The sequence below is a fragment of the Campylobacter sp. RM9328 genome, from assembly GCF_012978615.1.
The window spans coordinates 56,890-77,680 of the sequence record NZ_LIWF01000009.1 but is presented as its reverse complement, the minus strand read 5'-3'; the positions used below and the strand labels follow the sequence as shown (position 1 = coordinate 77,680).

At 40.2% G+C, this 20,791-nt stretch carries 15 protein-coding genes and 2 pseudogenes; 12 read left to right on the top strand and 5 right to left on the bottom strand.

The window, feature by feature from the left end:
- Positions 1-13 precede the first annotated feature (13 nt).
- The 3 genes and pseudogenes from CCAL9328_RS11300 to CCAL9328_RS07310 form a co-directional block, all read right to left on the bottom strand.
- Positions 14-1,906 carry an iron chelate uptake ABC transporter family permease subunit gene (locus CCAL9328_RS11300; protein ID WP_170000372.1) on the bottom strand — a complete coding sequence of 631 codons (1,893 nt, stop codon included), beginning with the start codon at positions 1,904-1,906 and terminating at the stop codon, positions 14-16.
- On the bottom strand, positions 1,903-2,751 hold the full coding sequence (locus tag CCAL9328_RS07315) for an ABC transporter substrate-binding protein (protein ID WP_170000371.1): 849 nt from the start codon (positions 2,749-2,751) through the stop codon (positions 1,903-1,905). The genes CCAL9328_RS11300 and CCAL9328_RS07315 overlap by 4 nt, the downstream gene beginning before the upstream one ends.
- 257 nt (positions 2,752-3,008) lie before the next feature.
- A pseudogene (locus CCAL9328_RS07310) lies at positions 3,009-3,515 on the bottom strand (ABC transporter ATP-binding protein); the annotation flags it as partial.
- A 216-nt stretch (positions 3,516-3,731) separates the two neighbouring features.
- Here CCAL9328_RS07310 and typA point away from each other — a divergent pair.
- Entirely contained in the window at positions 3,732-5,534 is a 1,803-nt protein-coding gene (gene typA, locus CCAL9328_RS07305; RefSeq protein WP_169938555.1) for a translational GTPase TypA, read from the top strand.
- Positions 5,535-5,589: 55 nt separating this feature from the next.
- Positions 5,590-7,941, top strand: coding sequence for a molybdopterin-dependent oxidoreductase (locus tag CCAL9328_RS07300; RefSeq protein WP_170000370.1), 2,352 nt, complete (start codon positions 5,590-5,592; stop codon positions 7,939-7,941).
- Between the two features lie 41 nt (positions 7,942-7,982).
- Here the strand turns inward: CCAL9328_RS07300 and flgE are convergent, their stop codons facing one another.
- Both flgE and CCAL9328_RS07290 read right to left on the bottom strand, forming a co-directional pair.
- The gene (gene flgE, locus CCAL9328_RS07295) at positions 7,983-10,595 is read right to left on the bottom strand and encodes a flagellar hook protein FlgE (RefSeq protein WP_170000369.1); all 2,613 of its coding nucleotides are present in this window, start codon (positions 10,593-10,595) and stop codon (positions 7,983-7,985) included.
- Between the two features lie 143 nt (positions 10,596-10,738).
- On the bottom strand, positions 10,739-12,064 hold the full coding sequence (locus CCAL9328_RS07290) for a Na+/H+ antiporter NhaC family protein (RefSeq protein WP_170000368.1): 1,326 nt from the start codon (positions 12,062-12,064) through the stop codon (positions 10,739-10,741).
- Positions 12,065-12,227: 163 nt separating this feature from the next.
- Here CCAL9328_RS07290 and ilvD point away from each other — a divergent pair, with 163 nt between their 5' ends.
- The 10 genes and pseudogenes from ilvD to CCAL9328_RS07250 all read left to right on the top strand — a co-directional run bounded on the left by ilvD (position 12,228) and on the right by CCAL9328_RS07250 (position 20,619).
- Positions 12,228-13,901, top strand: a complete 1,674-nt coding sequence (gene ilvD / locus CCAL9328_RS07285; RefSeq protein WP_170000367.1) for a dihydroxy-acid dehydratase — start codon at positions 12,228-12,230, stop codon at positions 13,899-13,901.
- A 152-nt stretch (positions 13,902-14,053) separates the two neighbouring features.
- Complete coding sequence (locus CCAL9328_RS07280; protein ID WP_169938565.1) at positions 14,054-14,719, top strand: thiol:disulfide interchange protein DsbA/DsbL; 666 nt, start codon at positions 14,054-14,056, stop codon at positions 14,717-14,719.
- Between the two features lie 150 nt (positions 14,720-14,869).
- Positions 14,870-15,514 carry a thiol:disulfide interchange protein DsbA/DsbL gene (locus CCAL9328_RS07275; protein ID WP_170000366.1) on the top strand — a complete coding sequence of 215 codons (645 nt, stop codon included), beginning with the start codon at positions 14,870-14,872 and terminating at the stop codon, positions 15,512-15,514.
- A 9-nt stretch (positions 15,515-15,523) separates the two neighbouring features.
- Positions 15,524-16,094: pseudogene (gene dsbI / locus CCAL9328_RS07270) on the top strand (protein-disulfide oxidoreductase DsbI).
- Positions 16,095-16,127: 33 nt separating this feature from the next.
- Entirely contained in the window at positions 16,128-17,042 is a 915-nt protein-coding gene (locus CCAL9328_RS11075; protein ID WP_249318096.1) for a cache domain-containing protein, read from the top strand.
- A gap of 56 nt (positions 17,043-17,098) precedes the next feature.
- Positions 17,099-17,788 (top strand): ATP-binding protein, encoded by a 690-nt coding sequence (locus CCAL9328_RS11070; RefSeq protein ID WP_249318092.1) that lies wholly within the window; start codon positions 17,099-17,101, stop codon positions 17,786-17,788.
- Positions 17,785-18,000: a response regulator gene (locus CCAL9328_RS11295; protein ID WP_349304200.1), complete on the top strand. Its 216-nt coding sequence runs from the start codon at positions 17,785-17,787 to the stop codon at positions 17,998-18,000. The genes CCAL9328_RS11070 and CCAL9328_RS11295 overlap by 4 nt, the downstream gene beginning before the upstream one ends.
- Position 18,001: 1 nt before the next feature.
- Positions 18,002-18,469, top strand: coding sequence for a response regulator transcription factor (locus tag CCAL9328_RS07260; protein ID WP_349304199.1), 468 nt, complete (start codon positions 18,002-18,004; stop codon positions 18,467-18,469).
- A gap of 49 nt (positions 18,470-18,518) precedes the next feature.
- Positions 18,519-19,946 (top strand): DNA recombination protein RmuC, encoded by a 1,428-nt coding sequence (locus CCAL9328_RS07255; RefSeq protein WP_170000365.1) that lies wholly within the window; start codon positions 18,519-18,521, stop codon positions 19,944-19,946.
- The gene (locus tag CCAL9328_RS07250) at positions 19,927-20,619 is read left to right on the top strand and encodes a CRISPR-associated endoribonuclease Cas6 (protein ID WP_169938572.1); all 693 of its coding nucleotides are present in this window, start codon (positions 19,927-19,929) and stop codon (positions 20,617-20,619) included. Before CCAL9328_RS07255 ends, CCAL9328_RS07250 begins: the two co-directional genes overlap by 20 nt.
- Positions 20,620-20,791 lie beyond the last annotated feature (172 nt).

The following is a 20,791-nucleotide window of genomic DNA, read 5'->3' as shown; positions in this document are numbered from 1 at the left end:
TTCTCCTTTTAAATTATCTGATTTTTCTCATTACAATTACAAAATAAAACGATCCGATGATCGTTGCGATCAGGCCTGATGAAATTTCATAAGGCGTTATCAAATTTCTACCGATAAAGTCGGCAAACAGCATTATCACGCCTCCTAAAAATGAGGCGGCTAAAATTTGTGCTCTTACTTTAAAAAAGCCTAAAAAACTAGCCAAATGTGGAGCCAAAAGTCCTACAAAACTAACAGGGCCGATACTTAAAGCCATTGTCGCTGACATGATCGCACAAAATCCAAACAAAATAATCCTATATCTAAAAATATCAACCCCAACAGCTCTAGCGTTTACTTCGCCAAGGTTTAAAATTTCTATCTCGCGCGAGCAGAAAATTCCAAAAATAACCGTGATCACGCAAAAGCCAAAAAGTAGCAAAGAGTGAAAAAACGTAACCGAGTAGGTGCTTCCGCTCGCATACGCTATAAAGTTATAAACTCTGCTGTCGCCAACGGCTAATAAAATTTGCCAAGTCGCACTTACAAACGATATGATGGCGATCCCGGTTAAGATCACTTTTTGCGGAAGCATACCGTTTTTGTAGTTTATAGCCACCATGATCCCCAAGACTGCACAAGCGCCTACTATGCCAAGAGGCACGCTTAAAAACGGAGCGAAAAATATAGCCGCCAGCACACCAAGACTAACGCCTGAATTTATACCAAGAAGCTCCGGGGATGCCATCTCGTTTTGGCTTAGGCGTTGCAGGATAACACCAACAACTCCAAGAGCTATACCGCTTGCAAGAGCGGCTAAAACCCTACTAAATCTAACCGACAAGATCTCAAATCCGCTAAAATTAAAAAATAACGAAAAGCCAAAACAAAACATCAAAATACCAAATACAATGTAGATAAAATATGACTTAGCTTCTTTTGTGCTAGATCCGCTTTCACTGCTTTTAGCTATGCTCTCATGCTCTTTTATGCCGTAAAATATCATCCATAAAAGCAAAGGCGCTCCCAAAAACGCACTAACGCTACCGGATGGTAAATTTATGCTTGTTAGGTTTAAGATGATAAGCAGCAATGCGTCCGTGATACCAAGAAGCAAAGCTCCTAAAATCCCGCTATAAAAAAGTTTTAGCAAAAAGGAGTTTATCTTAAATCTACCCACGATAGCACAGGCTCCAAGTCCTATAAAACCTATGATGCCTACATGAGCTACGACGATAGCGCTTAGATATGCGGCGATTAAAAGTCCTAGAATTCTCATTTTTGTAACATTTACGCCAAGAGCCTTGCATGTGCTATCTCCTAGGCTAAAAAGCTCAAATGAGCGCGAAAAAATAAGTATAAGTATAAAAATCGGCAGGAAGTAACCGAGCATAAAAATGAAATTTTTAGTCCCTTCTTGAGCTAAGTCTCCGCTTAACCAAATGGCTACTTTTGCACTCTCTTCGTTAAAAAATATAATTAAAATTGTGCTAAGAGAGCTAAAAAATAGCCCGATGATAAGTCCTGAAAGTGTGGTTGTAAAAACCGAAAAGCCTCTTCCTAAAGAGAGTAAAAACAGTATGGATAGGGCTAAAACCGAGCCTAAAAATGCCGCTGCTATATCGCCAAATACTAAATTTGGAAAAAGAAGGCTAAAGACTAAAAGCATAAAGCCTGCGCCATTTGAAACTCCAAGCGTGCTGTCGCTCGCAAGTGGGTTGTTAGTTATTTGCGCCATTAAAGCACTAGCAAGCGCCAAAAATGCACCGCTTAGCACGGCTACGCCAAGACGTGGCAATGTGTAGTTAAAGATGACTAAATTTTTGATGCTGTTTTCGTATTCGCTTAGGGCGTTAAATTCCAAAAATACAGCAATGGCTGCAAGTAGGGCAAATATGACAAAAAGAGTGATACTAAGGTTTTTCACTGCTTATCTCCAAGTAAAGAGATTAGTGCTTTGGCAAATTTTTGCATACTCAAATACGCCCCGGCTCCCCAAACAGGCTCAAGCTCAACATAGTCCTTAAACATATCAAGAGAGGCAAATAGTGAGTTAAATTTTATCTGCTCTTTTAAATTTATAGGATTTGGTTTTATGATGACGGCTTTTGTATTTTTAGGTAGTTTAAACAGCGAGGTTACGGGGATAGTTGCTATGCCCCATAAATTTGTTTCAAATTCATTTGAGAGTGCATTTTTTAGACCAAGCTTGGATAGCGTGATACCATAAATGCTGTTAGTGCCGTAAATTCGAACTCTTTTGCTATCTATAAACTGTATAACTGCAAATGTATCGTCTTTTAAATTTGTTACTTTTGCACTTAAGGAGTTAAAAAATTTATCATTTCCATCTAACAAATTTTTTGCTTCGTTCTCTTTGTTTACGAGTTTTGAAATTTCAAGTGTTGCCTCTTTTAAATTTTCTTCTAAATTTCCGCTTTTATAAGCGTCGATCACTATTATTTTGGTATTTGAAAGATGTTTGGCAAGTGCGGTTATGTTAAAGCTAAAAAATGAAGGCACAATGACGATATCAGGATCTAACTTTATAAGGCGTTCGATATTTGGCTGCATCCTAAGACCAAGATCAACGACATCTTCACCCAAATCAGGCTCGCCGACCCAAATTTTATAAGAGTTCTTATCACCAACGGCACTTGGCTCATAGCCGATAAATTTTAAAATTTCAGCTGCCGTCCAGTCGGTGGACACGACTTTTATTTGTGCGTGTAAAACACCAAAAAGCAGAGCAAGTAAAACAAGAAATTTCATTAAAAAACCGCTATGTTTTGTTTACTGACAGGATGAGTTATGATGCTTGCCTTTACTCCATAAATGTTTTGAAGATACGCACAGTTCATTATATTTTTTGCATTTATATTATAAGTTAGCGTGCCGCCCTTTAAGGCTATTAGATCATCGCAGTAAACAGAGGCTAAATTTATATCGTGAATGACTATTATAATACCTAAATTTCGCTCTTTACTTAGTTTTTGTATGAGTTGCATAACTTCGATTTGATAGGAGATATCAAGCGGAGCTAGAGGTTCGTCAAGTAGCAGAAATTTACTCTCTTGAGCAAGCAACATAGCTAAAAAAAGACGCGACTTCTCTCCTCCTGAAAGCGTGGCAACCTCTTGGTCTTTAAATTTTAGAGTGTTTGTATCTTTTAGTGCCTCTAAGACTATCTTGTCGTCTTTTTCTTTATCTCTTATAAAACCGCTTTGATGAGCGTATCGTCCCATACTAACAAGCTCATATCCGTTAAGATGTGCTGTGTTTGGTAAAGTTTGCGGAAGATAGGCGATTTTTTTTGCAAATTCTTTAGAGTGATATTCATTTATGTTCTTATCGTCTAGCCAAACTTTACCCTCATAGCCTTTTTGCTGATTTGCTAGGATTTTTATAAGTGAGCTTTTCCCAGAGCCATTATGTCCGATAAGACCATAAATTTTACCACTTTGAAATTTTAAATTTAAGTTGGTCAGTATGGACTTGTTATTGATTTTAAAGCCAAGATTTTCGGTATTTAGCATAGATAATAACCTAAAATACAAATAATAATTTTTATCATTATAACCAAGATAAACTTAATGTAAAATCAAAAAATATCAGCTTATCATAATATGAAATTTAAAATTTAAAACGTAAATTTATCTTTTTTTAGATATAATCGACCCTCGCTAAAATATGAATTATACTTTTTAAAACCGCGAAATCAAACCTAACAAGCTTAGGAAATGGAGAAAACATTGGAAAATATACGAAATATCGCCGTTATCGCTCACGTCGACCACGGCAAAACCACGATGGTAGATGAGCTACTTAAACAATCAGGCACATTTAACGACCACCAAAGCGTTGGTGAGCGCGTTATGGATAGCAACGACATCGAGCGTGAGCGCGGTATCACGATCCTTTCGAAAAACACGGCGATAAAATACAAAGACACTAAGATAAACATCATCGATACCCCGGGACACGCCGACTTTGGCGGCGAGGTCGAACGCGTGCTTAAGATGGTTGATGGCGTTTTATTGCTTGTCGATGCGCAAGAGGGCGTTATGCCTCAAACAAAATTCGTTGTTAAAAAGGCCCTTTCACTAGGTCTTCGCCCTATCGTTGTAGTAAACAAAATAGACAAACCGGCAGGCGATCCTGATCGTGTTATAAATGAAATTTTCGACCTTTTTGTAGCACTTGAAGCAAACGACGAACAGCTTGAATTTCCCGTAGTTTATGCAGCTGCTAAAAACGGCTATGCAAAACTAAGCTTAAGCGACGAAAATGTAAACATGGAACCACTTTTTGAAACGATCTTATCTCACGTTCCTGCTCCAAGCGGCAACGATACAAACCCGCTTCAACTTCAAGTTTTCACGCTTGATTATGATAACTATGTAGGCAAGATAGGCATCGCAAGAATTTTCAACGGTAAAATTTCGAAAAATCAAAACGTAATGTTAGCAAAAGCCGACGGAAGCAAAACAACTGGTAGAATTTCAAAACTAATCGGCTTTATGGGGCTTGATCGTGCTGACATAAATGAAGCAGGAAGTGGCGATATCGTTGCGATAGCAGGTTTTGAAGCGCTTGATGTCGGTGATAGCGTAGTTGACCCTGCTAACCCAATGCCACTTGATCCTTTGCATATCGAAGAGCCGACCCTTAGCGTTGTATTTAGTGTAAATGACGGTCCGCTAGCCGGAACGGAGGGTAAGCATGTAACTTCAAACAAGATAGATGAGCGTCTGCAAAACGAGATGAAAACAAACATCGCAATGAAGTATGAAAACGTAGGCGAGGGCAAATTTAAAGTTAGCGGTCGTGGCGAACTTCAAATCACAATCCTTGCTGAAAATATGCGTCGCGAGGGATATGAGTTCTTACTTGGTCGTCCGGAAGTTATCGTAAAAGAGGTTGATGGCGTAAAATGTGAGCCTTATGAGTTGCTTGTTATAGATGCGCCTGATGATTGCACGGGAACGGTTATAGAAAAACTAGGTAAAAGAAAGGCTGAAATGACCTCAATGAGTCCAACTGGAGATGGGCAAACTAGGATAGAGTTTGAGATCCCGGCTCGTGGTCTTATCGGTTTTAGAAGCCAGTTTTTAACAGATACTAAGGGCGAAGGTGTGATGAACCATAGCTTTTTAGAATTCCGCCCGCTTTCAGGAACTGTTGAACACCGCACAAACGGCGCACTTTGTAGTATGGAAAACGGCGTGGCTCTTGCTTATTCGCTATTTAACTTACAAGATCGCGGCGTTCTTTTTATCGACCCGCAAACAAAGGTTTATACAGGCATGATCATCGGCGAGCATAGCCGTCCAAATGATCTTGATGTAAACCCTATAAAAGGCAAAAACCTAACAAACGTTCGTGCTAGCGGAAGTGATGATGCTATCAAGCTTGTTCCACCGCGTAAACTTAGCCTTGAACGCGCGCTTGAGTGGATAGAAGATGATGAGTTGGTTGAGGTAACTCCTATAAATATCCGCGTTCGTAAGCGCTATCTTGATCCAACAGAACGCAAAAGAAAATCAAAAATTTAACCCCTTTAACAACCCCTAAAAATGGGGTTGTTAAATTTAAAGACTAAACTACACTATGCAAAATTTAAATACAGAGTATAAAAGTGAACGAATTTTAGGTGCAAATAGACTCGGTATATTTTGGGCGAATTTTAAAGACGGTAAATTTACGCACATAAGCGATTTTGAGGGTGATAAGTCGCCAAATATACTAAACTACGCACTTCCCGAACTCTTGCAAAGTAAAACAAGAGTGCTTTATCCTATGGTTAGAAAGAGCTATCTACAAAACAACGGTGTGTCAAAAAATGAGCTTAGAGGAAAAGAGGAATTTGTCCGCGTTAGCTGGGACAAGGCTCTTGATCTTGCAGCAAAAGCCTTAAAAGATAGTTTTGAAAAATACGGCGCACAAAGTATCTACGGCGAGTGCTACTGGTGGGGTGGTAGCGGTAAGATCGGCTTTGGTAGAAGTGTCGCACATAGGATGTTAAGTCTACTTGGCGGATATGTAAGAGAAAGTGGCGACTACTCGACCGGAGCGGGGCTTGTTATCATGCCTCATGTGCTTGGAAGTAGTGCGGTTTATGACAAGCCTACAAAATGGAAAGCTGTCATAAAAAATGCCAAAAATGTTGTATTTTGGGGAACAAATCCTATCATAACATCTCAAATTTCAGGCACACCGCCGACTCACGACGGATATGAGTGCATGAAAGAACTTAAAAATACAAAAAATATCAAATGCTATAGCGTCGATGTCATGACAAATGAGACGGCTAAATTTTTTAACTCGGAAAATATCATCGTGCGCCCAAATACCGACGTCGCGTTAATGCTTGGGATGTGTCATTATTTACTTGTTAATAATCTATATGATGATAAATTTATCACAACCTATACTGTGGGATTTGATAAATTTAAAGCCTATCTGCTAGGTCAAAGCGACGGTGTGGTTAAAGATATCTCTTGGGCTAGTAAAATTTGCGGTGTAGATGCGCAAGATATTATTGATTTTACTAAAAAAATCTCTCGTGAAAAAACAACGATCCTAATTGGTCGTTCTCTTCAAAGAGCTGATCACGGCGAGCAGGTGTTTTGGGCACTTGTGGCACTAAATTCCATGCTTGGGTATATCGGCATGGAGGGACTTGGTTTTGAATTTAGCCTAGGATATAGTGCAAGCGGGGCGCAGGATAAGATAGCGCCAAAGCTAAAAAGCATAAATTCTAATCCAAATAAAAATGCAAAACTCATAACCATACCGTCATCACGCTTCATAGAGGCTCTTACAGGCGAAATAAAAGAGCTTGATTATAATGGAATTAAGATAAATTTACCCAATATAAAGGTCGGCTACTTTGCTTCCGGTTCGCTTTTTACCAGACATCAGGATGTAAACAATATTATTAGAAACTGGCATAAGCTTGATACTGTTATAACTGCAGAACCTTACTGGACTAGCACTGCAAAACTAAGCGACATCGTCTTTCCGGTAGCCCTTGAGATAGAAAGAAACGACATAAACCAAAGCTCAAATACAAACGAATACATCCTAGCATATAAACCGATAACCACACCTGCAGGAGAGAGCAAAAGCGACTTTTGGATATGCGAGCAAATTTGCAAACGCTGGGGGCTTGGCGAGGCTTTTAGCGAGGGTAAAGATGAGCTTGGTTGGATGCGTGAAATTTATAATGAGGCAAAAGAGGATGCAAAAAAACTTGATATAGAAATGCCAGAATTTAACGAATTTTATCAAGAGGGCTTTGTTAAATTTGATAAAGACAACAAAGATAGCGAGCTTTATACTAGACTGTCGGACTTTAGAGCCGACCCTAAAAAATTTGCCCTTAACACTCCGTCGGGAAAGATCGAGCTTTACTCGGAGGTTATAGCTGGTTTTGGGTATGAAGACTGTCCGGCTCATCCTGCTTGGCTCGAGCCTTTTGAGTGGTTGGGAGATGAAGAGCTAACGGAAAAATATCCGCTTCATCTAGTAAGCGCCCACTCAAGATACCGTCTTCACTCGCAGTTAAATAACTCGGTGATTGGGGAATTTGCAAGCGTTGCATGCCGTGAGCCTATCTTGATAAATCCGCAAGATGCAAATTTAAGAGCTCTGCAAAATGGCGATATAGTAAGAGTTTTTAGCGCCAGAGGGGAGATCTTGGTGGGGGTTTTTATAAGTGAAGCCGTCCCTAAAAATGTCTGTGTGATATGCGAGGGAGCTTGGTATGATCCAGAAATTTTAGGCGAAGAAAGTCTTTGTAAACATGGTTGTGTAAATGTCTTAACCCGCGATAAAGGTAGTTCAAAACTATCCCAGAGCAACACCTCTCACACGACTTTAGTGCAAGTTGAAAAATTTAAAGGCGAGATAAAGCCGATCACTGCATTTTCTAAGCCAAATATAGTAGAAAGTATTTGAAATTTAAAGCAAAAAAGCGGGCGTTAAACCCGCTTTAAATTTTAATTTTTAAGCTGTAAGAGCGTATTTAACATCTCATCGCTTGTGGTGATTGTTTTTGAGTTTGCTTGAAAGCCGCGTTGGATTACGATTAGCTGTGTTAGTGCGCGACTTAGATCGACGTTACTTTGTTCCAGTTTAGCAGCCGCTATGCTACCTCTGTTGCCAAAACCTGCTACGCCTACTACCGCTTCACCTGAGTTTGCCGTTCTTGAAAATACGTTTCCGCCCTCTGCTTGTAAGCCTTCGTTGTTTGTAAACGTGGCTACGGCAAGTTGAGCCAAGCCAAAGCTTTGCCCGTTTGTGAACGCGCCGATTATCGTGCCTGATTCGTCGATTTTGATATCTTTTAGCGTTCCACCCTCATATCCGTCTTGAGAGATAGACTCTGTTCCTGAGTCTTTATCAAAGCTTGTTAGACCGTTAAAGTCGGTTCCAAGACCAAAATTTAGCCTTACGCTTTGTCCTGCTTGTGAGCCGTTGTTTGCCGTGAAGGTAAAGCTTGCGGGGTTAAAGCTCGCTAGTGAGCCGTCTGGGTTAAATCTTAACGAGCCTGTGATAACGTTTGCAGGACCTGTGCCGGAGAAATTTATCTCTGCCGGTTCTGGGACCTGGATAACCATATTCCACTCTGTTCCACCGTCGTTTGTAGTGCCTGTTTTTGCCCATTTTACACTTACGGTGTGTTTAGAACCTAGCGAGTCGTGTATCTCTATGGTAGAGCCATGCGCGCTCATAGTAAGTTTACCGCTTGTTCTTACTGCTTGTCCTGGGCTCATAGCTCCTTCAAGGGCGCTCATTATAGTTGTTAGTCTTGTGTTTGCATTTACTGCGGCAACATTTGCGCTAGCCTCTTTTGTAAGGGCTGTTACTGTTAGATATAAGGCTTTATCGTGCTGGCCGTCGCTTGGGTTTTCTAGCTGAAATTGACCCTCTGCATTTACCGTGATCTTTACTCCGTTGTTTAAGTCTTTGAGTGCCGCTAATCCTGCCGCGTGCTTTGCGTCGTTTGTGCCTGAAGTAGCAGCTACGGCATTATCATAAAGTACTTTATAACGACCGGTAAGTGCGGCCGATGCATCGGCTAGACTGCCACCGCCGGCTACGTAAGCATTATTTGCTGTTGCGACTTCTTGTGGGTTGTTAAACGCATCAAGTGCCGCTAATCCCGCCGCGTGCTTTTGGGCGTCTGTTCCTGTTGTGTTTGCCACTGCTGTGTCGTATGCGGTTTTGTAGTTGCCTACTAGTATCGCTGAAGCTGTGGCTAAGTCACCGTTACCGTTTTCATAAGCTTCGTTTGCTAATGTATATTGTTCTACGGCGGTTGCATCGGCTATTACGCGACCGTCGCCATTGTAGTCTACAAACTCTCTAGCATCTCTTTGCATAGCGGCTCTTAGGTCTTCGGTTGTAGTTACTCTTCTTGGTATAGAGTCATCTGCTTGGTGGTTTGCCGTGATTTGAGAGCTATTGTAGATGTATTGGTATGCCGTTATAACCTCTATGTCGCCAAGTCCTGCTACTGTGTTACCGCCGTTTACGGTTAGGTGTATATTTTTTGTGCTTGCTGTTGTATTTGAGTTGTTTCTATTTATAAGTGTTAGTTGGTTGCCGCCTGAAATTTCAGCTCTAACACCAGTTAGGTTATACTGCTCGTTGATCTTAGCTGCAACATCACTGATAGAAGTCATAGCGCCTGTTGCGCTTGTTATCCTTGTGCCGTTTAATGTTATGTCAAGCGTTGAAGCGGCTATGCCTCCGACATTGGCTGTGCCAGGACCGTCTCCGACTGTAAATGGAGTAGCTTTAGCGTCTGCGTAACTTACCCAAATGCCTTGGTTATTCCTTAGAGCAATACCGTTTCCTAGTTCATCAAAAAGCACTCCTAGATCGACGCCGCGCTCAGTTAAAACCTGCTCGTTGTTTGAGTTTGTATAAAAAGAGTTGCTGTTTACGTCGTTTTCTACGTGAACTTCAGATAGATCACCGATGCCGTCGTTATCATAGTCTCTATATCCTGTAACCGAGTCTAGCGAATAGATAGGTATACTTCTAGTTCCTATGTCGTTACCTGAGTCTAGGTTACCTTTTACTGTAACTACTGTTGTAGCACGTGCGGGGGTTGTTAGTCCTTCGCGTATCACGATGTTGCTTATAGGTCCGGTTGTATCGATAGAGCCGGTTTCTTCATTTCTTGTCCAGCCTTGTGCGATATAGCCGCTGTTGTTTACGAAATTTCCCGCTTTATCTCTTACAAAGTCACCATTTCTTGTATATAAGTCTGTTTTGCCACCGTCAGGGCTAATAATGAAAAAGCCGTCTCCTTGAAGTGCTACGTCGGTATTTTTGTCGGTTGATTGAAGTGTGCCTTGGCTAAAAATTCTTGTAGTTGATTGAACCGTTGTTCCAAGACCTATTTGCATGGCATTTTGACCACCCATCTCTCCTTGTGGAGCAGTTGCGATACGTGGAGTTTGGCTTATCATATCCGAAAAATTTGCTCTGTTATATTTATAGCCTACGGTATTGACGTTTGCGATGTTGTTACCTTCAACGTCCATAGCAATTTGGTGAGCTTGCATACCTGTTACGCCTGACCAAAGTGATCTCATCATGGCTTTATCCTTTAAATTTTTAAATTCTTTGCTCATATAAGCAAAAGATGTTCCAAAAATAAAGATGAGAAATTTGATTATAAAAAAGAAAACAAGATCGCCGCTAAAAATTTGCAACGATCTTGTTTTTGAAATGGTTAAATTTATAATACCAAAGCGCCGATCACTCCGCCTATCATAAGTGGAATGTTAAAAAATACAAAGGTTGGCACGCATGTGTCGTATATGTGGTTGTGTTGCCCATCGGCATTAAGTCCTGATGTAGGTCCCAGGGTACTGTCGCTTGCAGGGCTTCCTGCATCTCCAAGAGCCGCCGCTATGCCAACGAGTAGGATTATGGCGGCTGGCGAAAAGCCTAAATTTAAAGCAAGTGGCACATAAATAGTTGCAATGATCGGTATCGTGCCAAAGCTAGTTCCTATACCCATGGTTACAAGCAGTCCGATCGCAAGCATTAAGATCGCTCCGCCAAGCTTACCTCCGGCTAAAGAGGAAGCAAAGCTTACAAGTTGCTCTATACCGCCGCTCTCTCTTAATACCGCACCAAATCCTGCGGCAACAAGCATGATAAAAGCTATAAAAGCCATCATCGCAAGTCCGCTATCCATGATATTATCTATCTTTTTATACTCTATACCACCAAAAACTATCATTACCAAAAGTCCTAAAAGTGCACCAAGAGGCATGCTTGAGGTTAAAATTTGAATTCCAAAGGCAACTACCGCACCGCCAAGTACTGCCCACTCTTTTTTTGTCATTTTTAGGCTTTTTGCAAATTCTGCTTCTTTCATCTCTATCGTGGTCGCTTCGGTATTTTGATACTCTCTTTTACCTCTATAAAAAACAAATACCGCCAAAAGCAAGCCGACAAGCATAGAAGCCCCACCTATCCACATAACGCCCGAGATATCAGACATCTCTACTTTTACACCGTTGTTTTCAAGCTCTCTTTTGATTATGCCGTGAAAAATAAGTCCAAAACCTACGCTAAGGCTTACATAAGGCGCTTTTAGACCAAATGTCAAAGCCGCAGCTACCGCACGACGATCTATCTTTAGCTTGTTCATGAGCGGTAAAAGAGGCGGGATCAAGATAGGTATAAACGCGATATGCACGGGGATTAAATTTTGTGAAAAACACGCAACGCCTGCGATAATTAATGCAAAATACGTCCTGGTGTCGCTTAAAATTTTACTTATAGAATTTATTAGTATCGCAGTTAAATTTGTATTAGCGATAGCTGCAGCAAGCGCTCCAAGCAATATATAACTAAGAGAGGTCTCTAAATTCCCTTTCATGCCGGTGATTAACGTCGAAGTTGTAGCCGTAAGCGCATCAAGAAATGAGCCGTCTTGATACATGATACCTGCAACAAGCGCCGAAACTAAAATGGAAAGCAATATATTAAATCTAAGCAGACAAAGTATCGTCATAACTACGATACTAAGAACCACGGGATTAGTAAGCATTTGTGTCCTTTTTGTTGTATTTTTGTTTAATTATACATTTGAATATAAAAATTTGGGTTAAAATGACCTAAAAAAAGCGTTAAAGTTAAATTTTTGGGCAAATTTTTCACGCTATTTTAAAAAAGTTAGCTAAAATAAGTCAAATTTAACATAAAGGAAATTTATGAAAAGCGACATTATAAAAAAGGGCTACACAAGAGCACCGCACCGCTCACTTTTGCGTGCTACGGGGCTAAAGGATGAGGATTTTGCTAAACCGTTTATCGGCATTGCAAACAGCTTTATAGAGATTATCCCGGGGCATTTTTTCCTAAATAAATATGCTGAAATTTTAAAAGATGAGATTCGCAAATGTGGCTGTGTGCCGTTTGAATTTAACTGCATCGGCGTAGATGACGGTATAGCGATGGGGCACGGCGGTATGCTTTATAGCCTCCCAAGCCGCGAGATCATCGCAAATTCGGTCGAAACCGTGATGAACGCTCACGCACTTGACGCACTTGTTTGTATGCCAAACTGCGACAAAATCGTGCCGGGAATGGTAATGGGCGCACTTAGGGTAAATGTGCCGACCGTGTTTGTTAGTGGTGGACCGATGAAAAAGGGTCACACAAAGGACGGAAGACCGATCGACCTTGCGACCGCGTTTGAGGCGGTGGGTAAATTTGAGACAAAAGAGATAGACGAAGCCGAGCTAAAAGATATCGAGTGTAACGCGTGTCCGAGTGGCGGCTCATGCTCTGGAATGTTTACGGCAAATTCGATGAATACACTGTGTGAGGCGATGGGTATCGCGCTAAGTGGTAACGGCACGATACTAGCCCTAACTCCAGAGCGTGAGGAGCTGGTGCGCCGTGCGGGACGTAGAATCTGTGAAATAGTCCTTGATGAGCGCTATAAGATCAGAAATATTTTAAACAAAAAGGCCGTTCGCAACGCACTTGTCGTCGATATGGCTATGGGCGGAAGCTCAAATACCGTGCTTCATATGCTAGCTATCGCCCGTGAGGCGGGAGTTGATCTACAAATTTCAGAGCTTAACGAGATCAGCCGAAACATCGCTCACATCGCCAAAATCAGCCCAAGCTTGCCAAGTGTGCATATGGAAGACGTTGGACGAGCCGGCGGAATGAACGCGGTGATAAAAGAAATTTCACGCCGTGATAACGGAATGTTGCATTTAGAAAATTTGACCGTTAGCGGCGAGACTCTAGGCGAGCGTGTCGGAGCAAGCGAGATAAAGGACGAGTCGGTTATCCATAAGGTTGAAAACGCATATTCACAGGTTGGTGGACTTGCGGTATTATTTGGAAATTTAGCCGAGCAAGGCTGTGTGATAAAGACGGCCGGGATCGTTGGCGAGCGTAAATTTAGAGGTAAGGCGGTTTGCTTTAACAGTCAAGATGAGGCGATAGCGGGAATTTCAAGCGGCAAAGTGGATAAAGGCGATGTAGTCGTGATCCGCTACGAAGGTCCGCGCGGAGGTCCTGGTATGCAAGAGATGCTAAGCCCAACTTCGCTTATAATGGGACGCGGGCTTGGTGCGGACGTGGCACTTATCACCGACGGACGCTTTAGCGGTGCTACAAGGGGTCTTAGTATCGGACACGTGAGTCCCGAAGCTGCCGAGGGCGGTATGATAGGTCTTTTAAAAGATGGCGATATAATAGAAATAGATGTCGATAAATACGAGATAAACGTGCGTCTTGACGAGGCTGAAATCGCTAAGCGAAAGGCGGAGTTTAAACCACATCAAAAAGAGCTAAGTGGCAGATGGCTAAGACAATACCAAAAGCTAGTAGCCAATGCAAGTAGCGGAGCGATTTTGGAAGCGTAAGAAGCGCTAGCTTAAACACAACATACTTTAATAGGTGCAGGTTGTTTGGTCTTAGGACTTTATACGCCTGCGCCGATTTACGAATGGCATCAATCCCCCAAGCCGTTTATATTTGCCTGCTATAATCTTGCGAAAATTTAAGGAGTAAAAATATGAAAATATTATCTAAAGCTATCAAGCTTTTATCTGTGGTTGCGATTTTTGGTGCATTAAACGCAGCTGCATTTTCTGAAGGCAAAGACTATGCCGTGCTTGAAAAGCCGTTAAATGTTGGAGAAAATACCCTAGTAAAGGTTTTTAGTTATGCGTGTCAGTATTGCTATAAATTTGATAAGAGTGTTACGCCAAAGATAGTTAAAGAGCTTGAAGATATGAAATTTATGCCGTTTCATTTAGGCACAAAAGGTAGCTATGGTGAGACTGCAAGTAGTGTTTTGGCTGCACTTTTAACCAAAGATCAAATGAATGGAGTTGATATATTTAGCGATAGCTCTTCATTCAAAAAGGCTAAAATGGCATATTACAAAGCCGTGCATGAAAAAGGCGAGCAGTGGATGAGTAAAGACGGTAGGCGTGACAAGGCTGCATTTATAAAAACAGGACTTGATGCCGCGGGTGTTAGCCTAAGCGAATATGAGGCGATCTTAAACATGCCAAGAACTCAGGCCTTGCTTTTACTTTGGAACGAGGGGTATAACGCTGCTAAAATTTTTGGCGTTCCTGCGTTTGTAGTAAATGGCAAATACGTTATAAACGCTGCCGCCGTAACCTCTATAAAAGATCTTGAAAAGCTTATAAGGGAGCTTCAGAGTAAGTAAATTTACATTTTAGATGTCGCTTGGCATCTAAAATTTCCCTATATGGGATATTTAAATTATCAAAAAATTTATTTTATTTTAATCTTAGCGTGATTTTTCTGTCGAAAACATCTTGTATAATTGCTTTAAATTTAAATCAAGGAGATTACAATGAAATTTCTAAAACTTCTATCTGCGGTTGCGATACTGGGTGCATTAAGTGCAAATGCCTTTACCGAGGGTGTTGATTATGTCAAGCTTGAAAAGCCTCTTTCTGTTGAAAAAGGCACGCTTACAAAAGTTTTTAGCTATGCTTGCCCGTTTTGTTACAAATACGACAAGAGTGTAACACCTGCTGTTATAAAAAAGGTCGAAGGGCTTAAATTCGTTCCTTATCATCTAAAGACTAAAGGTGAATACGGCGAAGTTGCAAGCAAGCTTTTGGCGGTTTTGGCTGTAAAAGATATGGCAAATGGCGTTGATTTCTTTGATGAGAAGTCTTTGTTTAAAAAGGCTAAGATGGCATGCTACAAAGCTTATCATGATAAAAAAGAGAGATGGGGCAACGGTAAAGATGAAGCAGCGTTTTTAAAGACGGGACTTGAGGCGGCAGGCATAACACAGGCGGAATTTGAAGCCGGCTTAAACGATCCAAAGGTAGCAGAGCTTCTTAGTAAATGGGATGAGAGTTATGATGTGGCTAAAATTCAAGGCGTTCCTGCATTTGTAGTCGATGGTAAATACCTAATCTACACAGCCAAAATCACATCTATAGACGGAATGGCCGGTCTTATAAAAGAGCTAATGGCTAAATAAGGCTAAAAAATGAATTTGATAGAAAAGATAGGCAAATGGCAAGATAGTCGCTTTCCGTGGCTTCTTATGGCGTTTGTGAGCGTGTTTTTGGTTGTATTGGCGCACTCGTTGTTTCAAAAGTATATACACATGCCCCCTTGCGAGCAGTGTGTTTATATACGAGTTGCGTTTTTGTGTATGGCGATAGGCGGAGTGTTAGCTGCCATTGATCCTAAAAATTTTAGGCTATGCGTTTGCGTTTTTAGGCTCTATTTACGGCATTATATGTAGTGTAAAGCTTGCAAAAATCCATGCCGCCGTTCATAGTGACGATCCTTTTGGGGTGCAAGGCTGCTCGACTGAGCCAAACCATCTATTTGGCTTACCACTTGAGAAGTGGGCGCCTGACGGTGTGATTTTAAGTTCGCTACAAAACTATCTTGTAGAGCTTTATAGCGATGGTTGGTATCTTATACCTTCTAAAAAATTCCTAAGTATGGCTGACTGCACGCTTTTGGGATTTGGACTTTGTGCGATCATTTTGGCTTTAATGGCCATAGGCTTTATCGTAACACGCGTTAAGGCTAAAAAAGAATTTTAAATTTATCTGTTATACTCTTGCTAAAGGACGAATATGAACGTGTTTCTTAAATTTAGCAAGAGTGCGGATTTTAAAATTTATTTTGTTATCATATTTGCCAGCGTTACTGTTTTGTTTATGGGGGTAAATTTATACCAAGCTACAAAAGATCAGATGATATCCTTATCTGATAAAAATAAGATCGCAACTACACAAAACATAGTAAAAAGCTTTGACACATGGCTTCACGAAAGGATACAAGCCCTTAGCACTATCTCGCTTATTATGCAAAATTTAGAGCTTGCCGATGATAACGAGCGCTTGTCAAATATCTTAAATTCTTTCTATAAAAATCCCAACAACTTCGATGCTGTTCAGTTTTTAAAAGATAACGGCGATATTTTCGTAAATGGTAAGAAATACACGGGCGATGACGCTGAATTTAAACAAAGAACAAGTCTGGTTTGTTTTGTAGAAACAAAGCAGACTTGTTCTCCCACAATAAATTTCATCGCCAACCACACTGTTTTAAATACCGAGGTTTTAAATATCTGTGTGCCAAGCCATAAAAATGGTGAATTTGTGGGCGTTTTATGTGGAGTTGTTAAGATAAGCAATATCTTTAAAAACATAAGAAATTTAAAACTTTCGCCAAATTCTTACTACTTTATCGTAACTCACAGCGGCGAGGCCTTAACCCAAATGAGCGATATAAATTTAAAAGAGCAGATACAAAGTAGATTTAAAGAGATGTTTTTAGCAGGTGAGGATCTATCCGGTATAAATATAAACTCAAATTTCATCTCTCTTGCCGAAATTCCGTCGCTAAACTGGTTTGTAGGGGCGGGTGCTTACGATGAGCGCCAAGTCAGCGAGTTTTTGTCGATATTTCAAAACAGCGCCGCGTTGTTTTTCATCTCATTTTTAGTGCTTATACTTTTAGCAAATTTACTTCATAGCCTTATGTAAAAAAGATAAAAGATAAAAACGATGAGTATGAAATTTTACTTGCTCATAAGGCTAAAATGAGCGAAGCAGGGGAGCTTATAAGCGGCATAAATCATCAATTCATCCAGCCTGTAAATTCGTTAAAGCTTATGATAACGACACTTCAAATGCTTGAAAGAGACGGAAATTTAGACAAGCAAACTCTTAATGAGATACTAAAAGGTGGCGAGAGTTCAGTCTGTCTTCTAAGTGATACGATCGAAATTTTTAGAAATTTTTACAAAACAAGCGAAAATATCAATAAATTTAGCGTCGCCAAAAGCGTGAAAAACCTACTCATGCTTATGCATACGGAGCTTAGCCGTGTAAATGTCAAGGTGATTTTGGTAAATTCAAGCGATGTTATCGTGACACAAAAAGACAATATCATACAGCAAATTTTACTCATCCTCATTCACAACGCAAAAGACGCCGTGGTTGAAAAATTTGAAAATATCAACAAAAGAGAGATAGAAATAGACATCAAAAGTAATGAGACTAAGTGCTTTATAACTGTTAGCGAGCATGGTTGGGGTGTTAGTGAAGCGATGAGAGATAAGATATTTTCTATGCCAAAAACAACCAAAAAAAGCGGTAACGGTATAGGGCTTTATTTTGGTAAAAAGCTAGCAAACGAAAAGATAGGCGGCGACTTAAAACTTGTTAGTGATGCAAATCCAACCGTGTTTGAGCTAAGTTTTGATATAAATTTAAAAGGTGAAAAATGAAAGAGGAAATTTTAGACTCGCTATCAAAAATATCCATCCTAATCGTTGAGGATGATAATGTTGCGCTTACGCTTTTAAAAAGCGCTTTAAAGCCGTATTGTATGAGTGTTTATACCGCAAATGACGGATATGAAGGGATCGAGTCTTTTAATAAAAACAACCCAGATGTCATCTTAACGGACATTCACATGCCTATGATGAATGGATTTTGAGATGATGAACGAGATACTAAAGACAAAACCGCATCAAAAATTTATTATCTTTACTTCGTATGACACTGATAATAACCTACTTAAAAGCGTAAAGGCAGGAGCCGCACTGTTTCTTAAAAAGCCCATAGATATTGAAATTTTACGCTCGATGTTAATGAGTCTTAGCGTAAAGTCGCAAGATAAACTGATCAAACTAAGTCACGATATCAGCATAAATCTAGAACGCGAGAAAATTTATAAAGGCGGCAACGAAGTTTATCTGACATTTTTGCAAAACAAGCTGTTTTGGTTACTTGCTTATAACCTAAATTCGCTCGTAACCTACGACAAGATCACGGAGTATGTTTACGAGGATGAAAACGTAAGCAAAAGCGCTATACAAAATATCGTTTTATGTATCAAAAAAGAGCTTGGCATAAAGATAAAAAACCTTTCCGAGCTTGGATACATGATGACATCACAGAGATAAATTTACAATACTTTTGATAAAATCGCTTTTATTTAAATAAAGGCATTTTATGAACGAAATTTATATTTTTTATGCGGTTAGCTTCTTTTTGTGCGTGATATGCGCTGTTTTACTCGGTGTAGTTTTAAACGATAAAAAGACGATCGAGAGTTTAAAATTTAGCAAAAACGAGTTTGAAAATTTAAGTATCGAGCAAAAAGTAAGGCTTGAAAACGAAGCCTTAAGAGTGCAAGAAAGCAAAGAAACAAATGCGAATTTAAGCCAAAAGTTAGAGCGAAAAAGCATAGAAAATGATGCGCTTGAAGATGAAATTTTAAATTTAAAAACACAAATTTCAAGTCTAAAAACCACTCTTGAGGAGCGTGAGAAAATTCAGCTCGCTAAAGAGGAGAATTTCGTTCAAGTAAAGAAAAATTTAAGCACCGAATTTGAAAATCTAGCTAATAAAATTTTTGAAGAAAAGAGCGCAAATTTTAATAAAAACAGCCAAACATCACTTGAACTCCTTCTAAATCCCCTAAAAGAACAGATACAAAATTTTCAAAAACGAACAAATGAAATTCACGATAAAACTCAACAAAATAGCCTAAATTTAGAAAACGAACTCAAAAAGGTGCTTGACATAGGACTTGGTATGAGCCGTGAGGCTAGTAACCTTACAAATGCACTAAAGGGCAACAATAAGATCGCGGGAAACTGGGGCGAAATGCAGCTTGAAGCGACCTTGCAAGCCGCCGGTTTAGTAAAAAACGAACAATACCGCGCGCAAGAGAGCTTTAAAAGCGAGAGCGGGGCCAGGATGGTGCCTGATTTTGTTGTGTATCTACCTGATAATAAACATATCATCATTGATAGCAAGGTCTCTCTTGTGGCTTACGAGGTAGCTATGAGCGCGGGAAATGAAAATGAGATGAAGGCCGCGCTTAGCGAGCATGTAAAGTCAGTCAAGTCACACATCGACGAGCTTAGTAAAAAAAACTATAGCATGATAGAAGGGCTTGAGAGTCCTGATTTTGTCATGATGTTTATGCCTATAGAGGCAGCTTATATCGAGGCTTTAAAATACGAAAGAGAGCTTTTTGGATATGGTTACGAACGAAAGGTCGTGCTTGTATCTCATACGACTTTAATGCCGATACTACGCACCGTGGCAAATTTGTGGCGTATAGAAAAGGGTAACAAAGAAGCCATACAAATAGCCGCTAGTGCAGGTGAAATTTATAATAAAATTTGCGTCGTAGCCCAGGATCTAAACAAGCTTGGGGCAACGCTTACAACCGCAACTAGGCAGTATAATCAAGTAGTCACATCACTTGCCGGAAGACAAGGACTTTATGGTAAAACACAGCGCTTTAGGCAGCTTTCTCAAAAAGCTACGCAAAATATGCCAGAAGTTGGCGAACTAGAGATCGAAGTAGAGAGCGCAAAACTTGAAAATTTAAGTAAAAAGGACGATGATGGTAGTGATAGACTCTAAGCTTCCTACGACAAATTTAAAAATAACCAAAATCTTGCCCGAGCTCATACAAGGCTTTATATATCATCATTTGCCGGCTTCACAGCACGTCGGATATAAGCATGAAAAAACCGGGAAAATTTTTAAGAAAACAAATTTTGACTATAGACTAAAAGGGGCAGATTTGCGCGTGCGATTTACTGCTTTTGAGCCAAAATTTGAAGAGCTTATCGCTATGGCTGTATTAAAAAACGGGCTAAATTTGGGTGAAATTCATCTAACTGGTAGCACAGTGTCCTTGCAGCGACACAGAGTTGATGGGGCGGATTTAGCTACGGTTTTGCTAAAAGGAAACGTGGTGTGCGCTTTAAAGGGGCTTTTGGGGCATAAAGTCTATCTTGAACCGCAAGATTCCAGACACCTTGAGATGATGAAGAAAAATGCGCTAGAGCGGTTTGAGACGCTTTGTGGACGAGAATACGAGGGAGAATTTGAGCTAAATTTAAAGTGGCAAAATTTAGAAAGTCCGCTTTATTTTTATTATGGTAACAACAAGATGCCTGTGCGTGCTTGGCCGGCGGTTTGGGAGGTAAGAGCTAGTAGTGAGATGATAAATTTGATGCTTGATACGGGCGTGGGAAGCGGATGTATGAGCTTTGGTGTCGGATTTTTAGAGGTTGCAAAAGATGATTAGAACAAGGCATATTAAATGCTAAGATAATGGTTTAAAATCCCATAGGGATAGCCTTGTTCTTTAAATGTATTATAGTAAAAAAAAATTAAAACAAAGTAATTGCATGACTTAATATATTTTAATACTAAGATAATGTAACTTGACAAAATGTCAGATAAAATATATAATACGC